The organism is Thermosipho globiformans (assembly GCF_003990895.1).
GTDB classification, from domain to species: Bacteria; Thermotogota; Thermotogae; order Thermotogales; family Fervidobacteriaceae; genus Thermosipho; species Thermosipho japonicus.
Genome location: NZ_BHXD01000001.1, coordinates 123,935 through 147,183, shown reverse-complemented (window position 1 = coordinate 147,183; position 23,249 = coordinate 123,935). Strand labels below are relative to the sequence as shown.

Genomic DNA, 23,249 nt, shown 5'->3' with positions numbered 1-23,249 from the left:
AATCAAACACTTTTCCTTAAAAAAATGAGGCGCATAGTTGCGCCTCATTTTTACTTACATATAAAAATTTTATTCTTGTTCTAATTCACGTTTTCTTTCTTGAATAATTTTTTCTTGCACATTTGGTGGAACTATATCGTATTTTGAGAACTTCATTGTAAAGTATCCCCTACCGCTTGTGATTGAAGACAATCTTCCAGAAAAGTCTAGCATTTCAGCAAGTGGAACTTCTGCGGTAATCTTTGTAATGCCTTTTCCTGCTGGCTCCATTCCATGAGGCCTTCCCCTTCTTGAACTAATTTCTCCCATTACATCACCAGCATTCTCATCTGGGACAAATACGGAAACTTCCATAACTGGCTCCAATAATACAGGTTTTGCCTGCTCAAACGCTTTTCTAAATGCTTGGATTGCAGCTATTTGGAAAGAAATATCTGAAGAATCAACTTCATGATATGAACCATCAAACAATGTAACTCTAATATCAACAACTGGATATGCTGCAAGCGATCCTTTCTTCATTGCCTCTCTTATACCTTTTTCTACTGAAGGTATAAAGTTCTTTGGAATTACTCCACCAACTATCTTATCAACAAATTCAAATCCTTTTCCTCTTTCAAGTGGCTCAATTTCTATCTTAACATGTCCATACTGCCCATGCCCACCTGTTTGTTTTTTGTGTTTATGCTCTCCTATAGCCTTCCCCATTATTGTTTCCCTATAAGCAATTTTTGGCTTACCAACCTCAACATCAACACCAAAAATATTCTTAAGCTTTTCAACCATTACATCCAAATGAATATTTCCAATTCCAGAAATAACTGTTTCAGAAGTTTCAGGATCAAATTCCCAACTAAATGTTGGATCAGAATCCGCAAGTCTTGCAAGACCGTTACTGATCTTATCAATATCAGATTTGGATTTTGGATTTATACTCTTTGAAATCATTGGCTCTGGGAATTCTGGTGGTACTATCTTAAGTTTTCTATCTTTATGAGTCATAGTATCTCCAACTGAACTTTCTTTTAATTTAGGAATGACTATAATATCTCCACATGAAGCCTCTGAAATTTCGTTAGTATTCTTAAGAACAGGGAAATATAAATGTCCAATTTTTTCACTTGTTCCCTTATTAACATTTATAAGTGTATCCCCAGAAGTTAATTTTCCACTAATTATTTTTAAAAAGCTCAATTTTCCTACAAATTGATCAACAATTGCTTTAAAAGTATAAGCAACAATTGGTTCATCCTCAACTGGTAATACTTCAACTTCATCGCCAGTTTCTAAAACAGCTTTGTAAGAATTACCCTCAGATGGATTTACTCCTAAAATAGTCATTACTTTGAGGAATTGATCTACAGCAATGTTCTTTTCAGCTGAACCACAAAATACAGGTACTATCTCCCCGGTTTTATATCCTTTTTTCAAAGTTTTTAATAATTCTTCAGCTGATATTTCTTCATCATTAAAATACCTTTCCATTAATTCTTCATCAAGAGAAACTATATCTTCAATCATCGAAGATTTTAATTCTTCAATTTTATCTTTTAATTCTGCTGGGACTTCAACTTCTTTTGCTTTACCATTTTCATAGACAAAAGCTTTCGAAGAGAAAATATCAACAATTCCTTTAAAACTATCTTCTGCCCCAATAGGATAAAAAATTGGAACAAAGTTTTTCTCAAATCTTTCTTTTAAACTTTCCAGTGATTCTTCAAAATTTGCTCTTTCTTTATCCATTTGATTTATAAAAACAGCAATTGGTTTTTTCATTTCTTCTGCAAGCGCCCAAGTCCTCTCTGTTTGAATTTCAACACCAGCTGTAGCATTAACAACTGATACAATATTTTCCGTAACAAAGATCGCATTAATTACTTCTCCAACAAAATCACTAAAGCCTGGAGTATCTATAACCGTATATTGAGTACCCTCATAATTAAAAGAGGCAATATGTGAGGATATACTTGCACCTTTTTCTCCTTCAATTGGATCATAATCAACATCTTTATTTCCTATTTTATCAAGAACCCCAGCATTAAAAAGCATGCTAGACAATAAAACACTTTTTCCTGCTCCATTATGACCTATCAAAGAAATAGTCCTTTTTTTATCAACAGCACCCATTCGCCCACCTCCAGTTTATATTTATTGCAAAAATTATTATATCACAGCTTCAACCTCTTTTCTTTACAATCAAATCTAGCCCCACTTCTATCAATCCAGAACTAATTAAAATTACTATAAACTCCAAAACATCAAAATGGATTTTTCCAAAAGCACTAGCAACAATAATACTTCCAACAATTATAGCAGCGATACCTTTTGGAAAACTTCTTATTAATTTGTAAATCCCAAATCCAATTACCAGAAAACCAATTAGAAAAATAAAAGAATATGAAAAGGAAAAAAATACCGAAAATAATATTAAAATCCCCAATCCCAATAAGATAAAACCCATTAACATAAACACACCTCACATGAAAAAGTCTGTAAGCTCAGTTTCAATTTCTAATTCATAATCATCTTTTCTAAATTCTTCCTCAAAAACATCTTCAATTAAGTACTTTAAAACCAAGTATGAAATTTCATTATTAGTCATTTCTTTAGTTTGGTTTTCATCCAAAACTACATAAACAACGTCATTGTCGTAAATAAGGCCTTTTATAACGTTGTCAGAAACCTCAGACACAATCACATCAGAAACAAGACTATTATTTAATGAAAGCTTTTCTGAAAATACCCTTACTTCAGAAAATTCAAAATCATCAATATTTGAAAAAAATAAGCCCTTAAATAAAACCATTTCCCCATCATGAGAAGTTTCATATAATTCTAGCTTTATTCTACCAAAATTTTGATTAGATTTAATCTCACATTTTAGGCCATTTTCATGATATTCAGAAAGATTTTTCACAATTTTTGTTAAATAATCCTTCTTATTCTTTCTTACATATTTTACTGTAAAGCTATCAATAAATCTCATTCTATTCCTCCTCTAAATTTAAATTCTGGAACCAATTTTTTCGCATATTCACACGCTTTTTCAAAATTAAAACTCTTCAAATTTTCTAAAATTTCAAGAGAAACTTTTTTTATTTCGTCTTCATTAAAAGGTTTATCATATTTTACACTAAAAATTTTCGGATGTTTAGTTCTATTAGCTATTTCATATGGATAAAATAATTCTTCGTACAATTTTTCACCTTTTCGAATTCCTGTATATACAATTTCTATATTATCTTTCCCTAAGATCTTTCCAAGTTTTTTAGCAATCTCCTCGATTGGAATTTGCTTTCCCATATCTAAAACAAAAAGATTACCATTTAAAATTGTTGATTCCAAAACTAGTGAAACTGCTTCTGGAATACTCATAAAATAACGCCTCATATCAGGATGTGTTATAGTTACTGGCTTCCCCTGCTCAATTTGTTTTTTAAATTTCCAAAGTACACTGCCGCGACTTCCTATAACATTACCAAATCTTACAATTGAAAACCTCGTAAAACATTTCTTAGATAATATATAGAGTTCAGCTATTCTTTTACTCAATCCCATAAATGACGTTGGATTAACTGCTTTGTCAGTTGAAATAAAAACAAATTTTTCTACATTAAACTTACACGATATATCTGCCAAATTTATTGTACCAAAGACATTTACTCTTATTGCTTCATAAGGATTTTCTTCCATCAAAGGTACATGCTTATGAGCTGCTGCATGAAAAACTATATCTGGTTTGAACTTTTCGAAAATTTTTTCCATCCATTCTCTGTTTTCTACATCACCAATTGCTCTAAAAATTTCAACATCTGCGTATTTCTCATTCAATTCTTCAGAGATTTCATATATACTATTTTCTCCTCTACCTAATAATATCAACCTCTTAGGGTTTTGAATAACAATTTGTCTACAAAGCTCACTTCCGATGCTTCCTCCTGCCCCTGTAACTAAAACAACTTTATCTTTTAAATATTTACCAATTTCTTGCAAATTTACATCGATAGGTTTTCTTCCAATAATATCTTCAAGTGAAATATTCCTTATATCATCTATCTTTACTTTTTCACTAAGAATTTCCTCAAAAGAAGGAATAATTTTTACTTTTACTTTACTCAAATCAACTAAATCTATTATTTGATTTACCTTACTACTAGTGATTCCAGGAATTGCTATTATTAATTCATCAAAGTCTATAACCTTTGAAAGTTCATCAATTTTAGAAATTGGACCATAGACTTTCTTACCCATAATAGTTCTTCCAATTTTAGATTTGTCATCATCTACAAAAGCTACTACCTCGCCTATTTTGTTTTTTTCAATGTCTTCTGCCAAAGAAACCGCAATATTTTCAGTTCCAGCTATCAAAAATTTTCTTGTGTGATTTTTGGAAGTTTGCACAAAAAATTGGTACAGAAGTCTTCCTGTTAATATAAACATAAATGAGCCAAGAAAAGTAATTATGCCAACAGACCTAGGCAAAACAATTGATCTATAAAAGTGAAAAAACATAACTGTTAATAGATAAGAAAAAAGTGTTCCTCTAAAAATAACCAAAAAGTCTTTTTGATTAGCATATCTCCAAACTATCTTGTAATTTCCATTTAAAACATAAACAACTGCAGCTATAATAACATAGAAATAGATAGACTCATTATACTTATCCATCTCAGCAAAATCAAAACCAAACCTTATAAACAAAGCTGCTATACCAGCAATAATGGTTGCAAGAACATCCAATACAAATAATAATAACTTTCTTTTCAAAGAAAATCACCTCAAACTATATGTTCAATTTCTCCATTTAAATGCCTAATTTTTTCAACAATATTTTCATAACCTCTTAAAACATGAAAATCATTATGAACCTCAGTAGTACCTTCGGCAACAAGACCAGCAATTATTAAAGCAGCAGTTGCCCTCAAATCTGTTCCTTCAACTTTGGTTCCACTTAATTTTTTTACCCCATTGACAATAGCTGTACCATCAACAACTCTTATGTCTGCTCCCATTCTAACAAGTTCATCAATATGGTGAAATCTATTTTTAAAAACATTTTCCACAACCATGCTAACACCATCAGCCAATGAAAGATAAACTAAAATTTGTGGTTGGAGATCGGTAGGAAAACCAGGATAAGGTTGAATATTTATGTTTATTCCTCTCTTTTTACCTTTTCCATCTACAAAAACCCTATTTTTTTCAATGGTTACATTCGTACCTGTTTCTTTAAGAATTTCCCATAATATTTCCAAATGTTCTGGTATTATTTCCTCTATATATCCCTTTCCACCAGTTGCAGCAATTGCAATAGCATAAGTTCCTGCCTCGATTCTATCTGGCATCACTTTGTAGCTTCTACCATTTAATGACTTAACACCTTCAATTACTATTTTTCTACTTCCCGCTCCTTGAATTTTTGCACCTAAAGAATTTAAAAAGTTTTGAAGATCAACTATCTCTGGCTCCATAGCAGCATTTTCTATAACAGTAATTCCTTCCATTAAAGCTGCAGTTGTCATTAAATGCTCCGTTGCACCAACACTTGGAAATGGAAGATTAATAATTACTTCTTTTTCCTTTTTTCCCTTTTTTATGTATACTTCTCCATGCGCTATCTCAACTTCAAAACCCAATTTTTTTAATCCCATTATATGATAATCAACTGGTCTAACTCCTATAGCACAGCCTCCTGGAAGTGAGACTTTGCTTTCACCAAGAATAACGGCAAGCGGGCCTGCAACATTAAAAGAAGCTCTCATTTTTCTAACTAAATCATATGGAACAACATGATTTTCTACTGTTCCATTTAAAGTAACTTTATTATTTTCAAATATTACTTCTTTTCCAATTTTTCTCAATATTTCTATCATTGTCTGAACATCTAAAAGATCTGGAACATTTTCAATCTCTAATTTTTCTGAACTCAATATAGTAGCAGCTAAAATAGGTAATGCAGAATTTTTTGCACCTGAAATTCTTACATTTCCATTTAATATTGAATTTTTTACCTTAAAATATCCCATTTTATCATCCTTTATGCTTTTACTATATTTAATAATTCTTCTAAACTTGTTGAATCATGTGGATAAACTGCCATTTTAATTTCAAATTTTACATCTGGAATTTTCAATTCAATAAGGTGTTCTATCCTATTTTTTACGGTTTCAGCATTTTCTTTTGTAATTTCTGTTAAAAGTACCAAGAATGAGTCATAAGAATATCTTCCTATGCTATCAAGTGGTACTCTTACTGCTTCTCTAAGAACTTTACCTAATGTAATTATAATCTGTTCTTTTTCAAAATCCTCTTTACTATTAATATCTAAAAGTTTGATCATCACTATCGCATATTCAAAATTTTCTTCAAATGCTTTTTGATGATAATAGCTTATCAATTTTAAAATGTGTTCTTTTGAATATACACGAGTAAGTGGATCAACCATTCTTTTCGTTCCAAGATCCTTAATAAAATCGTCAAAAGCTTCAAATTGCTTTTTCACTATCTCTGAATATTCATTTAAAAGTCCCTCAAGTTCATTTTGCCTCGATTTTAAAAATAAAACTTCATCTTCAAGTTCTTTAATTTTCGCTATCAATTCTTCTCTTGTCATTTTTTCGTATTCACTCATCCCTATCTCCTCCCAAATTATTCTTAATATAATCATTTACAATAAAATAAATCCTCTTTGTTTTTATATCTGGTAAATTCAACTTTAATACTCCATCCTTTATTTCAGCAAGATAAATTCCCATCTTAATAAGTGCCAAACCGTAAGGGGTATTTTTTGATAAAAATATTTTTGCATTATTTATTTGAACATTATCAAAAACTTCAAGCTTTCCTTCTTTCAAAAATCCTTCTACTTCAAAATTATCAGTAACAACTGTTACTTCAACATTATCATACCACCATTTTTTTACAAAAATAAACTTTCCTGTTTTTTTTGCTATTCCTAATATTTTTTTATCATCTGTCAATATTACTCCAGGAGATTCTATTCTATAGAAATATATTCCCTTTTCTGTGTAAGATAAAGGTAAAAGCTCATTCTTCGTTTCATTAAATATAATTACTTTACATTCATTTTTACTTTCAAAAGTGTTCACAAGTCTCATCTTTAATGAAAAAAAAGGTTTAGAAAAAACACTAAAATATTCCCCCGTAATTTCAACTACTTTACCATCCAAAATAAAATTTATGGAGAATAAAAACAACGTAATTAGCAACGACACCAAAATTACTTCTATCTTATTCATTCATTCCTCCTCAATCTCGAAAGAATTGAAACTTTATCAAGGACCATACCTGCCCCACGTGCTACGCATGTCATTGGTTCATCTGCAACGATTGCATTTATTCCTGTTTCTTTTTCAATTAAAGTTGTTATTCCTCTCAAAAGCGAACCTCCACCTGCAACAACTATTCCACGTTCAGTTATATCTGCAACCAATTCTGGAGGAGTTTTTTCAAGTGTTGCTTTAGTTGAATCTATTATTTGCATTACTATAGGTTTCAAAGCTTCTCTAATTTCTCCTCCCTTTAACACCAATTTCTTTGGAAGACCACTCGATAAATCTATTCCTGTTACTGATGTTTCAAGTTCGTCGTATTCCTTGTCAGGGAAAACATTACCTATTTCTATCTTAACTCTTTCAGCAGTTCTTTCACCTATAACCACCCTATACACTTCACGAACATATTGAATAATAGCATCATCTAATTCATCTCCTGCAACTCTAATAGAAGTCCAAGTAACCAAGCTCCCAAGTGAAATTACTGCAATTTCAGTTGTACCTCCTCCAATATCAACAACCATATTTCCAGTTGGTTCCTCTACATTTAAATTCGCTCCAATAGCCGTTGCCATAGGTTCCTCTATTAAAAAAACCCTTTTTGCACCAGCTTCATTTCCTGCTTCAAGTATTGCCCTACTTTCTACTTCAGTTATTCCAACTGGAACACCTACAACAACTAATGGTCTAAACAAAGAAAATCCGTTTTGTGCCCTATTAATAAAGTAGGAAAGCATTGCAAGTGCAACGTTGTAATCTGCAATTACTCCGTCCTTTAAAGGTCTAATTGCCTTTATATAAGCAGGCGTTTTACCTATCATATTTTTCGCTTCATTCCCAACTTTTAAAACCTCATCTGTTTCTACATTTATAGCAACAACAGATGGTTCATTAACAACTATACCTTTATTTTTGACATAAACTAATGTATTTGCAGTACCCAAATCAATCCCCATGTCGTATCTTTTAAACATGCTAACACTCCCTTAAAATTTCTTCAAGCTTTTTTATAGCTTCTTGCACTTTACCGAAATCTTTACCTCCGGCTTGTGCAAAGTCTGGCCTACCACCGCCTCCACCACCTAAAACCTTTGAAAGTTCTTTTGCAATATTTCCGGCATGTAACAACTGATTAGATTTTTTCTTCTTAACAATTAAAATAACTTTTTCTCCCACTTTATCAAATAATACTACAAGGTCCACTCCTTTATCAACCAATCTATCTGCTAGTTCTCTTAAAACATCAACTTCTAATCCTTCAAATTTCTCTACAATATACTCTACATTGTTAATAACCTTCTTATTCTTATAAATACTGTCTATGTCAACCATTTTCTGTTTTAAGCTCTTTATCTCAGAATTTAACTTCTTTATCTCTTCTTTCATATTTTCAATTCTTCTAAAGACTTCGTTATCATTAACTTCAAGAATTTTTTTCACTTTAAACCAATTATTTTCTAATCTTTGCAAATACATTAAGCTATTTAAACCAGTAATTGCTTCAACCCTTCTAATTCCAGCACTCACTGAGCCTTCTGAAACTATCTTAAATAAACCTATCTCTCCGGTATTTTTCACGTGAGTACCACCACATAATTCCTCACTAAAATTGCCAACTTTTACTACTCTGACTTTATCCCCATATTTTTCTTCAAATAATGCAATTGCTCCCTCTTTAACTGCCTCATCATAGTCCTTTTCTTCTACAATAACGTCTATAGCTTCAAGAATGACATTATTTACCAGTTTTTCAACCTGTTCTATTTCATCGGAACTTAGTGCATTAAAATGTGTGAAATCAAATCTAAGCTTCTCACTTTCTACCAATGAACCAGCTTGTCTAACATGCGTACCTAAAACCTTCCTCAATGCCGCATGTAAAAGGTGTGTTGCTGTATGGTTTCTTGCAGTTGCTTTTCTCTTTTCTATATCAATTTTTGCATAAACTTCCTCACCTACTGATAATTTACCTTTTAACTTTCCTCTATGAACTATTATTCCCTCTGTTGGTGAATAGACATATTCGACCAAAAATTCTCCATTTTCCCCCTTAATTATTCCGGTATCAGATACTTGCCCACCTTTTTCTGCATAAAATGGTGTTCTTTCTAATACAATTTCACAATCAGCGTCTTGTACTTCATTAACAAATTCAGATACTTTTATTGCAAGAACTTTAGAATACTCCTCATATTTTTCGTAACCTACAAATTCACTTTTTAATTTCAAATCTTCATAACCTGTTCTTTTTGTAAATTCAACATCACCAGCAGCGTTCTTTGCAAGCAATCTTTGTTTTTCCATATACTCATTAAATCCTTGCTCATCAAGAACATATCCGTTTTCTTCTGCTAAATCTCTTAAAATATCTAGTGGGAATCCATAAGTATCATATAATTTGAAAGCCATTTCTCCACTTATCTTTCCATTATTTTCACGTACTATTTTTTCAACTAATTCTAAACCCTTATTTAGGTTCTGTAAAAATCTCTTTTCTTCACCTAAGATTATTTCTTTAGTAAATTCTTTCTTTTCAACAATTTCAGGATAAACATCTCCCATTTTATTAACAACAGAATCTACCAATTTATGTAAAAAAGGTGCATTTGCTCCCAACAATTTTCCATGCCTTGCGGCTCTTCTCAAAATTCTTCTTAGCACATACCCTCTACCTTCGTTAGAAGGAAATACCCCATCTGAAATTAAAAAGACTAAAGCTCTTATATGATCTGCAATAACCCTTATTGAAACATCTATCTTTTCATCTTTTTTATATTCCACATTCAATATATTACAAATTCCCTCAATTATAGGAGCAAATAAATCCGTATCAAAATTGTTATAAACTCCTTGCATCATAGCTGCCATTCTCTCAAGGCCCGCTCCAGTATCTATATTTTTTCTCTTCAAAGGAAGTAAATTACCATTTTCATCTTGGTAAAATTCTGTAAACACCAGATTCCAAATTTCTACAAATCTACCTTCTGTGTTCGCTGGTGTTGGCTCTTTTCCATCACTTGTAGGAACATCTCTTTGAGTATCATAAAAAATCTCAGTATCTGGCCCACAAGGCCCCGTAGGACCAGCAGGCCCCCAAAAATTATCTTCTTTTCCAAGTTTCAAAATTTTCGAAGAGGGGACACCAATTTTTCTCCAAATTTCATATGCTTCATTATCATCTTTATAGACAGAAACCCACAATCTTTCTTCAGGAATCTTCAAAACTTGAGTCACAAATTCCCATGCCCACTCAATAGCTTCTTCTTTAAAATAGTCACCAAAGGAAAAATTACCAAGCATCTCAAAAAATGTATGATGTCTTGGAGTTTTCCCAACATTTTCTATATCAGTAGTTCTCACACATTTCTGACAAGTTGCAATTCTAGTATAAACAGGATCAACTTTTCCCCAAAAAATAGGCTTAAAAGGAACCATTCCTGCAATAGTAAATAAAAGTTGAGGATCATCAGGTATCAAAGAGGCACTCGGCAGTATTTTATGTCCCTTTTTTTCAAAAAACTCTAGAAATAATCGTCTTATTTCATCGCTTCTCATGCAGCAACCTCCTTATTTTAACTAAATAGTTTTAAAAATATATAAACAACAGGTGTTACAAACAACAATCCATCTATTCTATCCAACATTCCACCATGTCCAGGCATAAAACGCCCTATATTTTTTAATCCATATGCTCGTTTAATAGCAGATTCAAAAATATCACCAGCTGTGTCCATTATCCCAGTAATTACTGCAAAAGCTATAGAATACCATAATGGTATATTATGGTTAAAAAAGCTATTTATAATTACAAAATAAATGAAAGTATAAACAAATGTACCAAAAATTCCTCCTAATAACCCCTCATAACTCTTGTTTGGACTATATACTTTTGAAAGCTTGTGCCTTCCAAAACTTAAACCAAAAAAATATGCAAAACTATCATAAGCCCAACTTAAAGTTAAAGTTAAAAGTGCAATAGCTGCCCCATAAAATTTATACAGCGGAATAAAAAATGAAAGATTCATTGATATATAAATAAATGAAATTGAATATACTCCAAAAAATTCCATTACAATTTCTTTATTTTTAACAATAAACAATGTAAATACGATTCCAATTATATATAGAACACTTAACAATTCCATAGGGTGCTCTAAAAACCAAATTCCAAAAAACAAAGGAAATGCAGATAAAAGTGCAATGTAGACAACTAATATTCCATTTTTTCTGTACTTCTTTAATGTTGCAAACAAAAGCTCAGAACTTGCAAGTAAGACAATTGCCGAAACAAGTCCTATCAAACTTTGGTACGAAATAAAACAAGCAACAACAAAAGGTGCTACAATAAACGCTGAAATTAAACGAACTTTAGTTTCTTTAGTCACTTTATCCCCCCAAAACGTCTTTGCCTTTTATTAAAATCTTCAATTGCTCTATCTAAATCTTCCCTGGAAAAGTCAGGCCATAAAACATCCGTAAAATAAAGTTCACTATATGCCGATTGCCACGTTAAAAAATTACTTAGTCTCATTTCACCAGATGTTCTAATAATTAAATCTGGATCTGGAATATCTGGGAAATACAAAAATTCCCTAAATTTTTCTTCATCTATATCGTTTATTTTAGAATCTATTATCTTTTTTATTGCATCTACTATTTCGGCTCTACCTCCATAGTTTAATGCCATATTGACAACTATTTTATCATTATTTTTAGTTTTTTCCTGATACTCCATACAAATATTATATATTTTTTCACCTAATTCTTTTAACCTTCCACTAAAAACTAACCTTACACCTTCCTTATTCATTCTTTCATAAAATTCACCAATTTTACTTTGCAAAAGCCCAAAAATAAAATTTACTTCACCTTTTGGTCTTTTCCAATTCTCAGTTGAAAATGCATAAAAGGTGGTGTACTTTACACCATACTCAGCACACCACCTCACTACTTCCTCAATTTTATAAGCACCGGCAAAGTGCCCATACATTCTAGGCTTGTTTTGCTTTTTTGCCCATCTTCCATTTCCATCCATTATAAAAGCTATATGATTCAACATAATTAAAACTCCATTATCTCCTTTTCTTTCTTTTCAAATAGCTTATCTAATTCCTCAATATATTTATCCGTTAAATTTTGAACTTCTTTTTCAAGTCTTTTTTCATCATCTTCTGAAATTTCACCGTTTTTTGTCATCTCTTTCAGTTCTTTAATAACATCCCTTCTAATGTTCCTTATAGCAATTTTACCATGTTCAACAATATCTTTTGTCTTTTTTACCCATTTTTGTCTTTGCTCAGTTGTAGGACTTGGGAAAACTAATCTTACAACATTTCCATCATTTGTCGGATTCAATCCAAGATCACTTGCTTGAATGGCCTTTTCAATAGCACTTAAAAGGTTCTTTTCCCAAGGTTTAATAATCAATGATCTTTCTTCTGTAACATTAATAGTTGCAACCTGATTTATAGGAGTAGGCACTCCATAATAATCAACCTTAATTTCTTCCAATAAAGCTGGTGATGGCCTTCCCGTCCTTAATTTTTTTAATTCCTCATCAATAGCTTCTACGCTTTTTTTCATCCTTAATTCTGCTTCCTTTAAAATAGGGTCCTTCATTAAAACACCTCCTATATTAATTTATCATTTCATTAAATAATTATATCATGGAACTTGTAAAGTTAACACTTTAGATATTGTTTCTCCAGCATCAAGTTTAAATATTACATCATATTTTCCTGGAGCCGGAAATACTAAAGGTAAAGTAACCAAACTCAAACCTCCATATCTTCCAAGCAGGACCTTTACATTACTTACCTCATAGGAATAATTTATTTTGGGAATAATTATAACGACTTTATTGAAATATAAATATCTCTCCTTCTCACTACGATTTAAAATTTCGAAATTGAAGTTCACCTTTTTACCAGATACAACATACTCATCAGAATAAATGTTAAGATCTAAATCTTTTAAACTTTTTTCTGGAACTTCAATAACATTAATATTTTTAGAAATAGTTTCAAGACCACTTTTAAAGTAAATTGTACATTTTAAATTATAACTTCCCTTTTTATTTATTTTGAAAATATTTGATGATTCAAAGAACATCTTTTCTCCTGGCTTTAAACTGTATTCTTGAGAAAATACATCCGTATAAGTTTTATTATTAAGTGCCCATTCAATTTTTGTTGGATTTAAAACAACAGTTGTTGCAGTTTTATTTTCAATAACCAACTGTGGAATAATATTTTCACCAATAGAATAATATGGGTCAGTAGTTATTTCTTTTAGAATCTCCTCCTTTACAGAGAAATTAAAAGTATTCTTTATCAATTTACCATCTAAATACATTTCTACACTTACTGTATAAACTCCAGATTTTAAGTTCTTTAAAGATACTTCACGAGAAAGGTCAAAAACTAAAATACTTTCCAATTTGTCTATTGTGGAACTTATCTGAGAATCATAATAGAAATTATACACTGGAACATTTTCTCTTAAGATTTGAAATTTGAATCTGTCAATCACAAAATCTCTTTTGTAATTTCTAGTGTTTATCAAAAAAACTTTCGATTGAACCTCTTCGTCAGAATAAATTTCTGAAAGCATTTTAATAGCTATTTGATAACCATCTACAATTGTTGTATCTTTCCCCTTTATACTATTAAATAAAATGAACAACACAACAACTAAAAAAACATTGAAGAAAAGGATATAAACACTTCTTCGTCTATATGACTGTATTTCTTCTTTTAATTTTCTTTCTTTTTCTTCTATTTTCTTTCGATAATTTTCATTCTTCATTGCTACCACCAGTCACTCTCAAAATTTCCTCAATAGTTGTTTCTCCTTTAAGAACCTTATACAATCCATCTTCAAATAGCGTTCTCATTCCATTATTTTTTGCAGCTTTAGTAATTTCTATAATTGATGCTCTGTTATTTATCAAATATCTTAATTCATCATTCACAATTAAAACTTCATTTATAGCAGTCCTACCTTTATAACCCGTACCATTACAAGCATCACAGCCAACTGCTTTGTACGCATATGGCTCTAATTCTGGAAAGAGTTTTCTTGCAATACTTTCAAATTCAGGATCAAGTTTTTCCTTCTGTGCACATTTTGTACATACTTTTCTTACCAATCTCTGACCTATTACTCCAATTAAAGCAGAACTTATCAAACTTGGATCAATTCCCATATTCAACAAACGATCAACAGCCCCCGATGCTGTATTTGTATGTAAAGTCGAAAGTACCAAATGTCCAGTAAGAGACGCTTCAATAGCAAGATTTGCAGTTTCCTTATCTCTAATTTCTCCAACCATTATAATGTCAGGGTCTTGCCTTAAAAATGCCCTTAAATACCTTGCAAAAGTTAAACCTATCTCCGGATTTACCTGACATTGAGTAACACCTTCAATGGTGTATTCGACTGGATCTTCTGCTGTTACAATATTTACTCCCTCATGGTTTAGCGAATTTATTATTCCAACAAGCGTAGTACTCTTTCCACTACCTGTTGGCCCAGTTACCAAAATTATCCCATATGGATGTTTTATCAACTCACTAATTCTTTTAAAGTTATAATCACTATATCCTAATTCTTCCAATTTTTTATTTGATTGTGACACTCTTAAAATTCTTAAGACAACTTTTTCACCATTAACAGAAGGCATTGTAGAAACCCTAAAATCATACTGTTCATTATTAATGTTCAAATAAAATTTTCCATCCTGAGGAATTCTTTTTTCAGTAATATCAAGGTTAGACATAATTTTAATTCTTGCAACTACTGAACCATGACTCGCTTTTGGATATTCTGTAACTTTTTTCAAAACTCCATCAATTCTATATCTGACTATCACATTTTTCCCTTTCATTGGTTCAATATGAATATCACTTGCTTCTAGTTCTATTGCATGATTTAAAATATTGTTAACCAACCTAACAACTGGGGTTTCTTCAGACTCTAATTCTTCTATTTTTATTTCCTCATCCTCGTTAACTTCTTCGCTATAAAGCTCTTCAGACACGTCAAAATCAACTTTTTTTTCAGCATTCATATCCATTAATAGTTCATCAAATATGCTTGGAGCAACCAAAAAGACTTCTATATCTTTACTTAGCAAAAACTTTAATCTCCTTTTAATCAAAGAAAGATTATATACATTATCAGTAACAACTATTACCTTACCATTTTCTTCTTTAATTGGAATAACCCTCAATTCTTCTATTAACTCTTTTTTCAAATTCAGATTTAAACCAGGATCTATTGTAGGCTTTTCAGAAAAAAAACCTACTTCATACTGCTCAGCCAAAGCTTTAACGATTTGCTGCCATGTACAAAATCCAAGTTCAACTAAAACTTCTCCAATAGGTTTTCTAGTTTCTTTTTGAACTTTAAGTGCATACTCTAAATCATCTTCAGTAATTATCCCCTTTTCAATTAAAATATCCCCCAATCTTTTATACTTTTTCTCCATCATCCCCCATTACCTCCAAACCAAATTTGAATATAGCGGGAATATCATCATCGCTGTAAAGAAAATCTTCTTCTCTTTCAAGTCCTGTTGCAATGAGTGTAACTCTTAATTCATCTTCTGGAATCTCTGGATCAACAATTATTCCAAGCTTTAAATCTGCATCTTCACTACATGTTTGCCTGATAATCGTTGCAGCCTCTTGCATTTCATGTAACTTAAAGGTAGTTGATGCTGTAATATTCATAATCAATTTGGTTGCATTTTCAATAGGATGTTCAACTAGTTTACTTTCAAGTGCTCTTCGCGCAGCAACCGTAGCTCTATTTTCACCCTTTGCAACACCAATACCAAGCATGGCTGCCCCCGCATTTCTCATTACCGATTCAATATCAGCAAAGTCAAGATTAATGATTCCACGTTTGGTAATAAGTTCTGAGATGCCTTTTATACCTTGATATAAGGTTTCATCAGCCTTTGCAAAAGCTTCTACAAAAGGAATATCCCATGATAATTCTTCAAGAAGTTTATTATTACTTATTTTAATTAAAGTATCTACATTCTTATGTATTTTTTTTACACCTTCCATCGCAGCTTTCCATCTTGGAGCACCTTCAAAATAAAATGGAGTAGTTACAACTGCCACAGTTAAAATACCTAGACTTTTTGCTATTTCAGCAATAACTGGTGCTGCTCCTGTGCCAGTTCCACCTCCAAAACCAGCTGCTATAAATAACATGTCAATTCCCCTTAACATTTCTTCCAGTTTCTTTTTATCTTCAAGTGCTGCCTCTTCACCAACTTTTGGGTTACCTCCTGCTCCCAAGCCCTTTGTTAACTTCTCACCAATCTGAACTATTTCATCAGCTTTGCTCACTTCCAACACCTGAGCATCGGTATTAACAGCAACAAAACTCACATCATCTATACCAAATTCAATCATACGGTTGATAGCATTACAACCTGCTCCACCAACACCTACAACCTTTATTTTCGGCATTATTTTAGAAAAAACTTCCTCTCTTTTTACTGAAAATCCCATACATTATTCCCCCTTAAATAATTTTCTTAGAAATTCTGAAAAAGCACTTGATGACTTATTTCTCTGTTTATTTAACGTATCTATACCCTCTTCTTTTTCAAATTGTAGTATATTTCCAAAGGCTGCCGCAAACTGCGGATCGGACAAAATTTGCTCATTTTCCTCAATTATAAACTCTTCAGTATTTATAAAACTTCCAACCCTTACGGAACATTTCATTACATCCGCAGCAACATCAGTTATTCTAGGTATTTTTGCACCACCGCCTGTTAAAACTATTCCACCAGGAATACCTAAATCTCTAAATTCTTTATAATCTATTGTTGCATCTCTATAAATTTTTCTAACATTTAAAAATATTTCTCTAAGTCTTGCATAAATTATACGTGCAAGAAGTTCTCTGTTTGTTTCAAGCGTAGTTCTTCCATCAAGTGCCTTATATTCTATAATAGAAGGCTCTATATTTTGAAAAATAGCTATACCATATATCTTTAATAGCCGTTCTGCTTCATAAATTGAAGTTTTTAATATTTTTGCAATATCAAGAACAACATATTTCATAGATTTAGGTAATCTAACAAATCTTATAGGAGCATTATTTAAAAATATGGTTACAACTGTAGAATAAAAACCTAAATCCACATGCATTACCCCGCTATCCTTTTCAAAACTAGTCAAAACAGCCTCAGCTGCTGAAATCGGAGAAATATAATAATCTGCTTCTCCCAAAGTCTCCCTAGTAGCATAATCAACTATGCTTCTGTGAATGCTATCCCCCATTATGATGGAGTATACTGCCTCTAATTTTTTTGCACTCATATCAACTGGATTAAATACTATTTTGTTCTCATCCAAAATATATTTCTTTATATATGAATGGTATACATAATTATTTTCGCCAAGTGCAGTATTCAAAACAAGTTCTTTAATTTCATCAACATGCTTTTCATTTACAGTTACTAAATTATCTCCTTCGGTCAAAAGTAATTCTTCTCTAATCTCTTGAAGCTTAAAATTTCCAACGCTTGAGGAAACCAAAAAATCACCTTTTAAAGTTTTTCCAACTTGCTCTTCTAAATTCTCAATTATCTGATTCATTGCATCGTTCAAGGCAACCACATCTTTTATATCTCCGGACTCTATACCTTTAGATTTTAAATTTGAATAAGCAACAACTTCTTTTCCTTCATTTGAATAATTTACAACAACCCCCTTAATGCTGTCATTACCTATATCTATTGAAACTACTGGATCCCATTTTCCCATACCTTTCACCTCGCTTTAACTAACATTTCATTCGAAATATAGTAAATTCCTAACGGTTCAATATAGTTATACACTATTTTCAATTTTTCAAAATACATTTGAAAATCAAAATTTTCATTAAAATATATTTTGGCGTTATTATTCAAAACGATATAATTTTCATTGAAATTTATTTCATACACGAAACTTGGTATATTTTCTGGTATTTTTTTTAAAAAATCATGCTTTATTTTCCCAAAATAGCTATCCACAAACTCATCAGGAATTACTATTATAGACAAACTTTTTAAAATCTTGTAGTCTTCAACAATATCAACAATTTTTCCACTATCAGAAACTATCCATAAATTATTTTTATATGGTAAAATAAACTTGTAAGCAATTGAATTTTTATAGCTAAAATCAATTGCACTTATTTTCTTAACATGAAAATTGTTATAAACTCCAATAAATAGAATCAAAAACACAATAGCCCAAAGAAAATAATATCTATAATTAACCATCAAAGTATATTTTATCACAAATAATATGTAATTATCAAATGAGTGGAGCGAGGAGGCGCAGCCTTAAAGCTGAGGAAAGTCCGGACTCCATGGGCAGGGTGCCGGATAACGTCCGGAGGGAGTGATCCCTGGACAGGGCCATAGAGAAGAAAACCACCACTATGGTAAGGGTGGAACGGTGAGGTAAGAGCTCACCAGGTATGGAGTAATCCATATGCTTGGCAACCCCCACCCGGAGCAAGGTCAAGCAGGGTTTGGGTGGCCCGCCCTATAACCCGGGTAGACCGCTTGAGGAATTTGGTAACAAATTCCCAAGATAGATGCCTCCATAAACAGAATCCGGCTTACCGCTCCACTCATTTTACAAAAAATGTTATAATTTTATTGAATAACTAAAATAGATAGGAGGTTGTTAAAATGTATGTAAACACTAAAGATATTTTAGAAAAAGCTAGTAAAGAGTTTTATGCTGTTCCAGCATTTAATATTAATAACTTAGAGTTCCTTATCGCAATTTTAGAAGGAGCAGTAGAAAAAAATGCACCTGTAATAATTGAAACAAGTGAAGGTGCGATAAAATATGCTGGAAATGGCAATCCAATTAGAGGAGCAAAATTTTTTGTAAATCTAGTTAAAGGATATGCTGATACTTTAAACATTCCTGTTGCATTACACCTAGACCATGGTAAAAATCTAGAATACATTGCTGCAGCAATTAAAGCTGGTTATTCTTCAGTAATGATCGATGCTTCACACGAACCATTTGAAGAAAATTTAAAAATTACTAAAGAAGTTGTTAAATGGGCTCATGCAGCTGGTGTCTCAGTTGAAGCAGAGTTAGGTCAACTTGCAGGTATTGAGGATAATGTTTCTGCTGAAGAAAATGTACTTGTTGATCCACAGCAAGCAAAAATATTTGTTGAAGAAACAGGAGTAGACTTTCTTGCTCCAGCAATTGGAACAAGCCATGGAGCATTTAAATTCAAAGGTGAAGCTAAACTAGATTTTGAAAGGCTTGAAAAAGTTAAAAAACTAACAAATATTCCATTAGTACTACACGGGGCATCGAGTGTTCCTGTAAAATATGTTGAACTTGCTGAAAAGTATGGTGCAGATCTTGGTGGAGCTAAAGGCGTTCCAGCAGAAGAAATCAAAAAATGTGTAAAACTTGGTATTAATAAGGTAAATACTGATACAGATTTAAGAATAGCATTCCTTGCTGGCTTAAGAAAGAATCTAACTGAAAATGTTAAAGAATTTGATCCTAGAAAATACTTTAAAGAAGGAATGCAATTTGTTAAAGATGTTGTTATGGATAGATTAGAATTCTTAGGTGCTGCTGGTAAAGCCATATAAAAAAGAAAAGGAGGCAAAGTTATGATTGTATTAGTTGTAAACAGCGGAAGTTCTTCTATAAAATACCAACTATTGGATATGGATAACGAGAAAGTTCTTTGTAAAGGCTTAGCAGAAAGAATCGGAATCCCTGGAAGCAGAATAGTACATAAAAAAGACGGTGAAAAATTTGTTATAGAACATCCAATGGCAAATCATGACGAAGCATTACAGCTCGTTCTTCAAACACTAAAAGATGAAAAAATGGGTGCTATAAAAGACTTTAAAGAAATTGATGCAGTTGGGCACAGAGTTGTTCATGGTGGAGAAAAATTCTCCGGTTCTGTTTTAATAGATGATGAAGTCATAAATGCAATAGAAGAATTTTCATACCTTGCTCCACTACATAATCCACCAAATCTAATGGGAATTAAAGCAATTATGAAACTTTTACCTGGAGTTCCTAATGTAGCTGTATTTGATACTGCTTTCCATGCCAAAATGCCTAAAAAAGCTTATCTATATGCTATTCCATACGAATATTACGAAAAATACAAAATTAGAAGGTATGGTTTCCACGGAACAAGCCATAGATATGTTTCAAGAAGAACTGCTGAAATACTCGGATTAGACTACAATAAATCCAAAATTATAACTGTCCATCTAGGAAACGGTGCTTCAATCGCAGCAGTAATGAACGGAAAAAGTGTAGATACATCTATGGGATTCACACCACTTGAAGGTTTAGTTATGGGAACTCGCTCAGGAGATCTAGACCCTTCAATTGTAACTTTCTTAATGGAAAAAGAAGGTTTGAGTGCTGAAGAAGTTTATACAATTTTAAATAAAAAAAGCGGTGTCTTAGGACTTACAAGCAACTTCAGTTCAGACATGAGAGATATAGAAGATAAAGCTCTTGAAAATGATCCATTATGCAGGTTAGTACTAGATATTTACGAATATAGAATTGCAAAATATATAGGCGCATATGTTGCGGCAATGAATGGAGTTGATGCTATATCATTTACAGCTGGAGTTGGAGAAAACTCACCAATTACACGTGAAGAAATTTGTGAAAACTATTTGAGCTACCTTGGTATTAAGATAGACAAAGACAAAAACAATGTCAAAGGAGAAGAAAGAATAATATCAACTCCTGACTCCAAGGTTAAAGTTCTTATTGTCCCAACCAATGAAGAATTAATGATTGCAAGAGATACTAAAGAAATAATTGAAAAAGGAATTAAAAAACTAGAATATTAATTATCTGGACTGGTGCTTTTGCACCAGTCTCTTTTCAAGAGGTGTTAAATGTGATCATAAAAAAAAGATACGTTTACATAGATACTCCTCAATTAATAAAGAGTGAAAATGTTGAAGAAAATAAAAATTTATCAAGCGAAGATAATAAAGAAATCCAAAAAGATATACTTCTTGAAGAAGCCAAAAAAGAGGCTGCAAAAATTGTTAATGAGGCAAAGACAAACGCAAAAAATATTATTGAATCTGCAAAAAAAGAAGCTGAAGAAATAAAAAATAAAGCATTAGAAGAAATATCACAAATAAAAAACAAAGAACTCGAAGAAATAAATCAGAAAATAAATGACCTTAATCAAAAAATAATTTCAATAAGCAATAATTTTGAAGAAAAGCTAGAAAAAAAAGTTAATGAATTAAGTAACGAAATGTTATATTTAATAAAAACAATAATTCAAAAATTTTTAGAAAAAGAAATAGATGAAGAGGTAACAAAAAGAAAACTTGAAAAAGTTTTAATGCATATTATAGGAATGAAAAACGTAAAGCTTTACCTAAATCCAGAAGATATTAAATTACTTGATAAGGAAACTTTAAATCATTTACGTTACAGAGGAATAGAAATAATAGAAGACAATAATGTTCATTCAGGCGTTATAGCTGAAACAGAAAGCGGCACTATTAACACCAGCCTGAATTTTCAAATAAAATTAATAAATGAAATAATTGATGAGGTACTAAACAATGAATAGATTAGATCTTTTAAAGAAAAGATTTGAAAATTTTAACCCTTATCAAAAGATAGGATCAGTAAGTAAAATTGTTGGATTAACCATCGAATCAAAAGGCCCTGATGCCTTTTTAGGTGAATTGTGTAAAATCATAACCGACTACAAAAAAACCCTTGCCGAAGTAGTCGGATTTAATGATAATGGAATAATATTAATGCCATTAGAAGACATAAGTGGTCTAAAAAAAGGTTGTCAAGTATTAAAAACAGGTGAATATGTTAGTGTACCTGTTTCTGAAGAATTACTTGGAAAAGTTATAGATTCTCTCGGAAGACCGCTTGATGGTACAAAAATATATACAAAAGAGAAAGTACCTATAGTAAGAGAAGCGCCTAATCCATTAGTTAGAAAAAGAATTACTACTCCCATTTCCGTTGGAGTTAGAGCAATAGATGGTTTTTTAACTTTAGGTTACGGTCAAAGAATTGGTATCTTTGCAGGTAGTGGTGTGGGAAAAAGCACGCTTCTTGGAATGATTGCAAGAAACACTTCTGCAGATATTAATGTTATTTCATTAATTGGTGAAAGAGGAAGAGAAGTTAGGGAATTTATTGAAAAAGATCTAAAAAAAGAAGGCTTAAAACGCTCAGTTGTTGTTGTATCCACCTCTGATCAACCCGCTCTTCTAAGAGTTAAAGCATTGCTTACGGCAACTTCTATAGCAGAATATTTTAGAGACAAAGGTTATAACGTCCTTTTAATGGTTGACTCACTTACAAGGTGGGCAATGGCACAAAGAGAAGTGGGGCTAGCAACTGGCGAACCTCCAACAACAAGGGGATATCCACCTAGTGTTTTTGCAGGATTACCAAAAATATTAGAAAGAGCTGGTAATTCTGATAAAGGAAGTATAACCGGTATATATACTGTTCTTGTTGAATCAGATGATTTTAACGAGCCTATATCAGATACTGTAAGGGGTATTGTTGATGGACATATAATATTATCCAGGAAACTTGCAGAATCTGCACATTATCCAGCAATTGATATTTTAATGAGTGTAAGCAGGCTAATGAATGATATTACTAGAAAAGAACATAAAATTGCCGCATTAAAAATTAAAGATCTTCTTGCCACATATTACGATGCAAAGGATTTAATAGATGTTGGAGCGTACAAAAAAGGTACGAATCCAAAAATTGATAAAGCAATAGAATTAATTGATGAAATAAACAAATTTTTAAGGCAATCCGTTGATGAAAAAATGAGCTTTGAAGATACTGTTGATTATTTAATTTCAATTGCAAATAAAATCTAAAACATACTAAGAAA

General features: G+C 31.7%; 21 protein-coding genes and 1 other RNA gene. 5 read left to right on the top strand and 17 right to left on the bottom strand.

Features of this window, described 5'->3' with window-relative positions; all coding sequences use genetic code 11:
- Positions 1–69: 69 nt before the first annotated feature.
- The 17 genes from fusA to EO083_RS00785 are packed head-to-tail and all read right to left on the bottom strand — an operon-like array spanning position 70 to position 18,558.
- Positions 70–2,127 (bottom strand): elongation factor G, encoded by a 2,058-nt coding sequence (gene fusA, locus EO083_RS00865; protein WP_126992340.1) that lies wholly within the window; start codon positions 2,125–2,127, stop codon positions 70–72.
- 49 nt (positions 2,128–2,176) lie between these two features.
- Complete coding sequence (locus tag EO083_RS00860) at positions 2,177–2,467, bottom strand: LiaF transmembrane domain-containing protein (protein WP_241229914.1); 291 nt, start codon at positions 2,465–2,467, stop codon at positions 2,177–2,179.
- Positions 2,468–2,476: 9 nt separating this feature from the next.
- Positions 2,477–2,986 carry a hypothetical protein gene (locus EO083_RS00855; RefSeq protein WP_126992339.1) on the bottom strand — a complete coding sequence of 170 codons (510 nt, stop codon included), beginning with the start codon at positions 2,984–2,986 and terminating at the stop codon, positions 2,477–2,479.
- A complete protein-coding gene (locus EO083_RS00850; RefSeq protein WP_126992338.1) occupies positions 2,983–4,767 on the bottom strand; it encodes a polysaccharide biosynthesis protein in 1,785 nt (594 codons plus the stop codon). Before EO083_RS00850 ends, EO083_RS00855 begins: the two co-directional genes overlap by 4 nt.
- Positions 4,768–4,778: 11 nt before the next feature.
- Positions 4,779–6,026 carry a UDP-N-acetylglucosamine 1-carboxyvinyltransferase gene (murA, locus tag EO083_RS00845; RefSeq protein WP_126992337.1) on the bottom strand — a complete coding sequence of 416 codons (1,248 nt, stop codon included), beginning with the start codon at positions 6,024–6,026 and terminating at the stop codon, positions 4,779–4,781.
- An 11-nt stretch (positions 6,027–6,037) separates the two neighbouring features.
- Positions 6,038–6,631: a GGDEF domain-containing protein gene (locus tag EO083_RS00840; protein ID WP_126992336.1), complete on the bottom strand. Its 594-nt coding sequence runs from the start codon at positions 6,629–6,631 to the stop codon at positions 6,038–6,040.
- Positions 6,624–7,259, bottom strand: coding sequence for a hypothetical protein (locus EO083_RS00835; RefSeq protein ID WP_126992335.1), 636 nt, complete (start codon positions 7,257–7,259; stop codon positions 6,624–6,626). Before EO083_RS00835 ends, EO083_RS00840 begins: the two co-directional genes overlap by 8 nt.
- Complete coding sequence (locus EO083_RS00830; RefSeq protein WP_126992334.1) at positions 7,256–8,269, bottom strand: rod shape-determining protein; 1,014 nt, start codon at positions 8,267–8,269, stop codon at positions 7,256–7,258. The genes EO083_RS00835 and EO083_RS00830 overlap by 4 nt, the downstream gene beginning before the upstream one ends.
- Before the next feature lies 1 nt (position 8,270).
- The gene (gene alaS, locus EO083_RS00825; RefSeq protein WP_126992333.1) at positions 8,271–10,850 is read right to left on the bottom strand and encodes an alanine--tRNA ligase; all 2,580 of its coding nucleotides are present in this window, start codon (positions 10,848–10,850) and stop codon (positions 8,271–8,273) included.
- A gap of 17 nt (positions 10,851–10,867) precedes the next feature.
- On the bottom strand, positions 10,868–11,680 hold the full coding sequence (locus EO083_RS00820; protein WP_126992332.1) for a phosphatidate cytidylyltransferase: 813 nt from the start codon (positions 11,678–11,680) through the stop codon (positions 10,868–10,870).
- Positions 11,677–12,354, bottom strand: a complete 678-nt coding sequence (uppS, locus tag EO083_RS00815) for a polyprenyl diphosphate synthase (protein ID WP_126992331.1) — start codon at positions 12,352–12,354, stop codon at positions 11,677–11,679. The genes EO083_RS00820 and uppS overlap by 4 nt, the downstream gene beginning before the upstream one ends.
- A 2-nt stretch (positions 12,355–12,356) precedes the next feature.
- The gene (gene frr / locus EO083_RS00810) at positions 12,357–12,914 is read right to left on the bottom strand and encodes a ribosome recycling factor (RefSeq protein WP_126992330.1); all 558 of its coding nucleotides are present in this window, start codon (positions 12,912–12,914) and stop codon (positions 12,357–12,359) included.
- 45 nt (positions 12,915–12,959) lie between these two features.
- The gene (locus tag EO083_RS00805) at positions 12,960–14,102 is read right to left on the bottom strand and encodes a hypothetical protein (protein ID WP_126992329.1); all 1,143 of its coding nucleotides are present in this window, start codon (positions 14,100–14,102) and stop codon (positions 12,960–12,962) included.
- Positions 14,092–15,789, bottom strand: a complete 1,698-nt coding sequence (locus EO083_RS00800; RefSeq protein WP_126992328.1) for a GspE/PulE family protein — start codon at positions 15,787–15,789, stop codon at positions 14,092–14,094. Before EO083_RS00800 ends, EO083_RS00805 begins: the two co-directional genes overlap by 11 nt.
- Positions 15,770–16,825 (bottom strand): cell division protein FtsZ, encoded by a 1,056-nt coding sequence (gene ftsZ, locus EO083_RS00795; protein ID WP_126992327.1) that lies wholly within the window; start codon positions 16,823–16,825, stop codon positions 15,770–15,772. The genes EO083_RS00800 and ftsZ overlap by 20 nt, the downstream gene beginning before the upstream one ends.
- Before the next feature lie 3 nt (positions 16,826–16,828).
- The gene (gene ftsA / locus EO083_RS00790) at positions 16,829–18,091 is read right to left on the bottom strand and encodes a cell division protein FtsA (protein WP_126992326.1); all 1,263 of its coding nucleotides are present in this window, start codon (positions 18,089–18,091) and stop codon (positions 16,829–16,831) included.
- Positions 18,092–18,096: 5 nt separating this feature from the next.
- Positions 18,097–18,558, bottom strand: a complete 462-nt coding sequence (locus EO083_RS00785) for a DUF4894 domain-containing protein (protein ID WP_241229913.1) — start codon at positions 18,556–18,558, stop codon at positions 18,097–18,099.
- A gap of 75 nt (positions 18,559–18,633) precedes the next feature.
- Here EO083_RS00785 and rnpB point away from each other — a divergent pair.
- The 5 genes from rnpB (at position 18,634) to fliI (ending at position 23,235) form a co-directional block, all read left to right on the top strand.
- An RNA gene (rnpB, locus tag EO083_RS00780) (RNase P RNA component class A) lies at positions 18,634–18,957 on the top strand.
- A gap of 54 nt (positions 18,958–19,011) precedes the next feature.
- The gene (gene fba, locus EO083_RS00775) at positions 19,012–19,950 is read left to right on the top strand and encodes a class II fructose-1,6-bisphosphate aldolase (RefSeq protein ID WP_126992325.1); all 939 of its coding nucleotides are present in this window, start codon (positions 19,012–19,014) and stop codon (positions 19,948–19,950) included.
- Between the two features lie 21 nt (positions 19,951–19,971).
- Positions 19,972–21,192, top strand: coding sequence for an acetate kinase (ackA, locus tag EO083_RS00770; protein WP_126992324.1), 1,221 nt, complete (start codon positions 19,972–19,974; stop codon positions 21,190–21,192).
- Positions 21,193–21,242: 50 nt separating this feature from the next.
- Positions 21,243–21,938 carry a FliH/SctL family protein gene (locus EO083_RS00765; protein ID WP_126992323.1) on the top strand — a complete coding sequence of 232 codons (696 nt, stop codon included), beginning with the start codon at positions 21,243–21,245 and terminating at the stop codon, positions 21,936–21,938.
- Positions 21,931–23,235, top strand: coding sequence for a flagellar protein export ATPase FliI (gene fliI, locus EO083_RS00760; RefSeq protein ID WP_126992322.1), 1,305 nt, complete (start codon positions 21,931–21,933; stop codon positions 23,233–23,235). Before EO083_RS00765 ends, fliI begins: the two co-directional genes overlap by 8 nt.
- Positions 23,236–23,249 lie beyond the last annotated feature (14 nt).

What these genes read in the sequence shown, in the direction of transcription:
- fusA (WP_126992340.1), bottom strand. Translation starts at nt 2,127, where the DNA reads ATGGGTGCTGTTGATAAAAAAAGGACTATTTCTTTGATAGGTCATAAT.
- EO083_RS00860 (WP_241229914.1), bottom strand. Translation starts at nt 2,467, where the DNA reads ATGTTAATGGGTTTTATCTTATTGGGATTGGGGATTTTAATATTATTT.
- EO083_RS00855 (WP_126992339.1), bottom strand. Translation starts at nt 2,986, where the DNA reads ATGAGATTTATTGATAGCTTTACAGTAAAATATGTAAGAAAGAATAAG.
- murA (WP_126992337.1), bottom strand. Translation starts at nt 6,026, where the DNA reads ATGGGATATTTTAAGGTAAAAAATTCAATATTAAATGGAAATGTAAGA.
- EO083_RS00840 (WP_126992336.1), bottom strand. Translation starts at nt 6,631, where the DNA reads ATGAGTGAATACGAAAAAATGACAAGAGAAGAATTGATAGCGAAAATT.
- EO083_RS00835 (WP_126992335.1), bottom strand. Translation starts at nt 7,259, where the DNA reads ATGAATAAGATAGAAGTAATTTTGGTGTCGTTGCTAATTACGTTGTTT.
- EO083_RS00830 (WP_126992334.1), bottom strand. Translation starts at nt 8,269, where the DNA reads ATGTTTAAAAGATACGACATGGGGATTGATTTGGGTACTGCAAATACA.
- alaS (WP_126992333.1), bottom strand. Translation starts at nt 10,850, where the DNA reads ATGAGAAGCGATGAAATAAGACGATTATTTCTAGAGTTTTTTGAAAAA.
- uppS (WP_126992331.1), bottom strand. Translation starts at nt 12,354, where the DNA reads ATGTTGAATCATATAGCTTTTATAATGGATGGAAATGGAAGATGGGCA.
- frr (WP_126992330.1), bottom strand. Translation starts at nt 12,914, where the DNA reads ATGAAGGACCCTATTTTAAAGGAAGCAGAATTAAGGATGAAAAAAAGC.
- EO083_RS00805 (WP_126992329.1), bottom strand. Translation starts at nt 14,102, where the DNA reads ATGAAGAATGAAAATTATCGAAAGAAAATAGAAGAAAAAGAAAGAAAA.
- EO083_RS00800 (WP_126992328.1), bottom strand. Translation starts at nt 15,789, where the DNA reads ATGATGGAGAAAAAGTATAAAAGATTGGGGGATATTTTAATTGAAAAG.
- ftsZ (WP_126992327.1), bottom strand. Translation starts at nt 16,825, where the DNA reads ATGGGATTTTCAGTAAAAAGAGAGGAAGTTTTTTCTAAAATAATGCCG.
- ftsA (WP_126992326.1), bottom strand. Translation starts at nt 18,091, where the DNA reads ATGGGAAAATGGGATCCAGTAGTTTCAATAGATATAGGTAATGACAGC.
- fba (WP_126992325.1), top strand. Translation starts at nt 19,012, where the DNA reads ATGTATGTAAACACTAAAGATATTTTAGAAAAAGCTAGTAAAGAGTTT.
- ackA (WP_126992324.1), top strand. Translation starts at nt 19,972, where the DNA reads ATGATTGTATTAGTTGTAAACAGCGGAAGTTCTTCTATAAAATACCAA.
- fliI (WP_126992322.1), top strand. Translation starts at nt 21,931, where the DNA reads ATGAATAGATTAGATCTTTTAAAGAAAAGATTTGAAAATTTTAACCCT.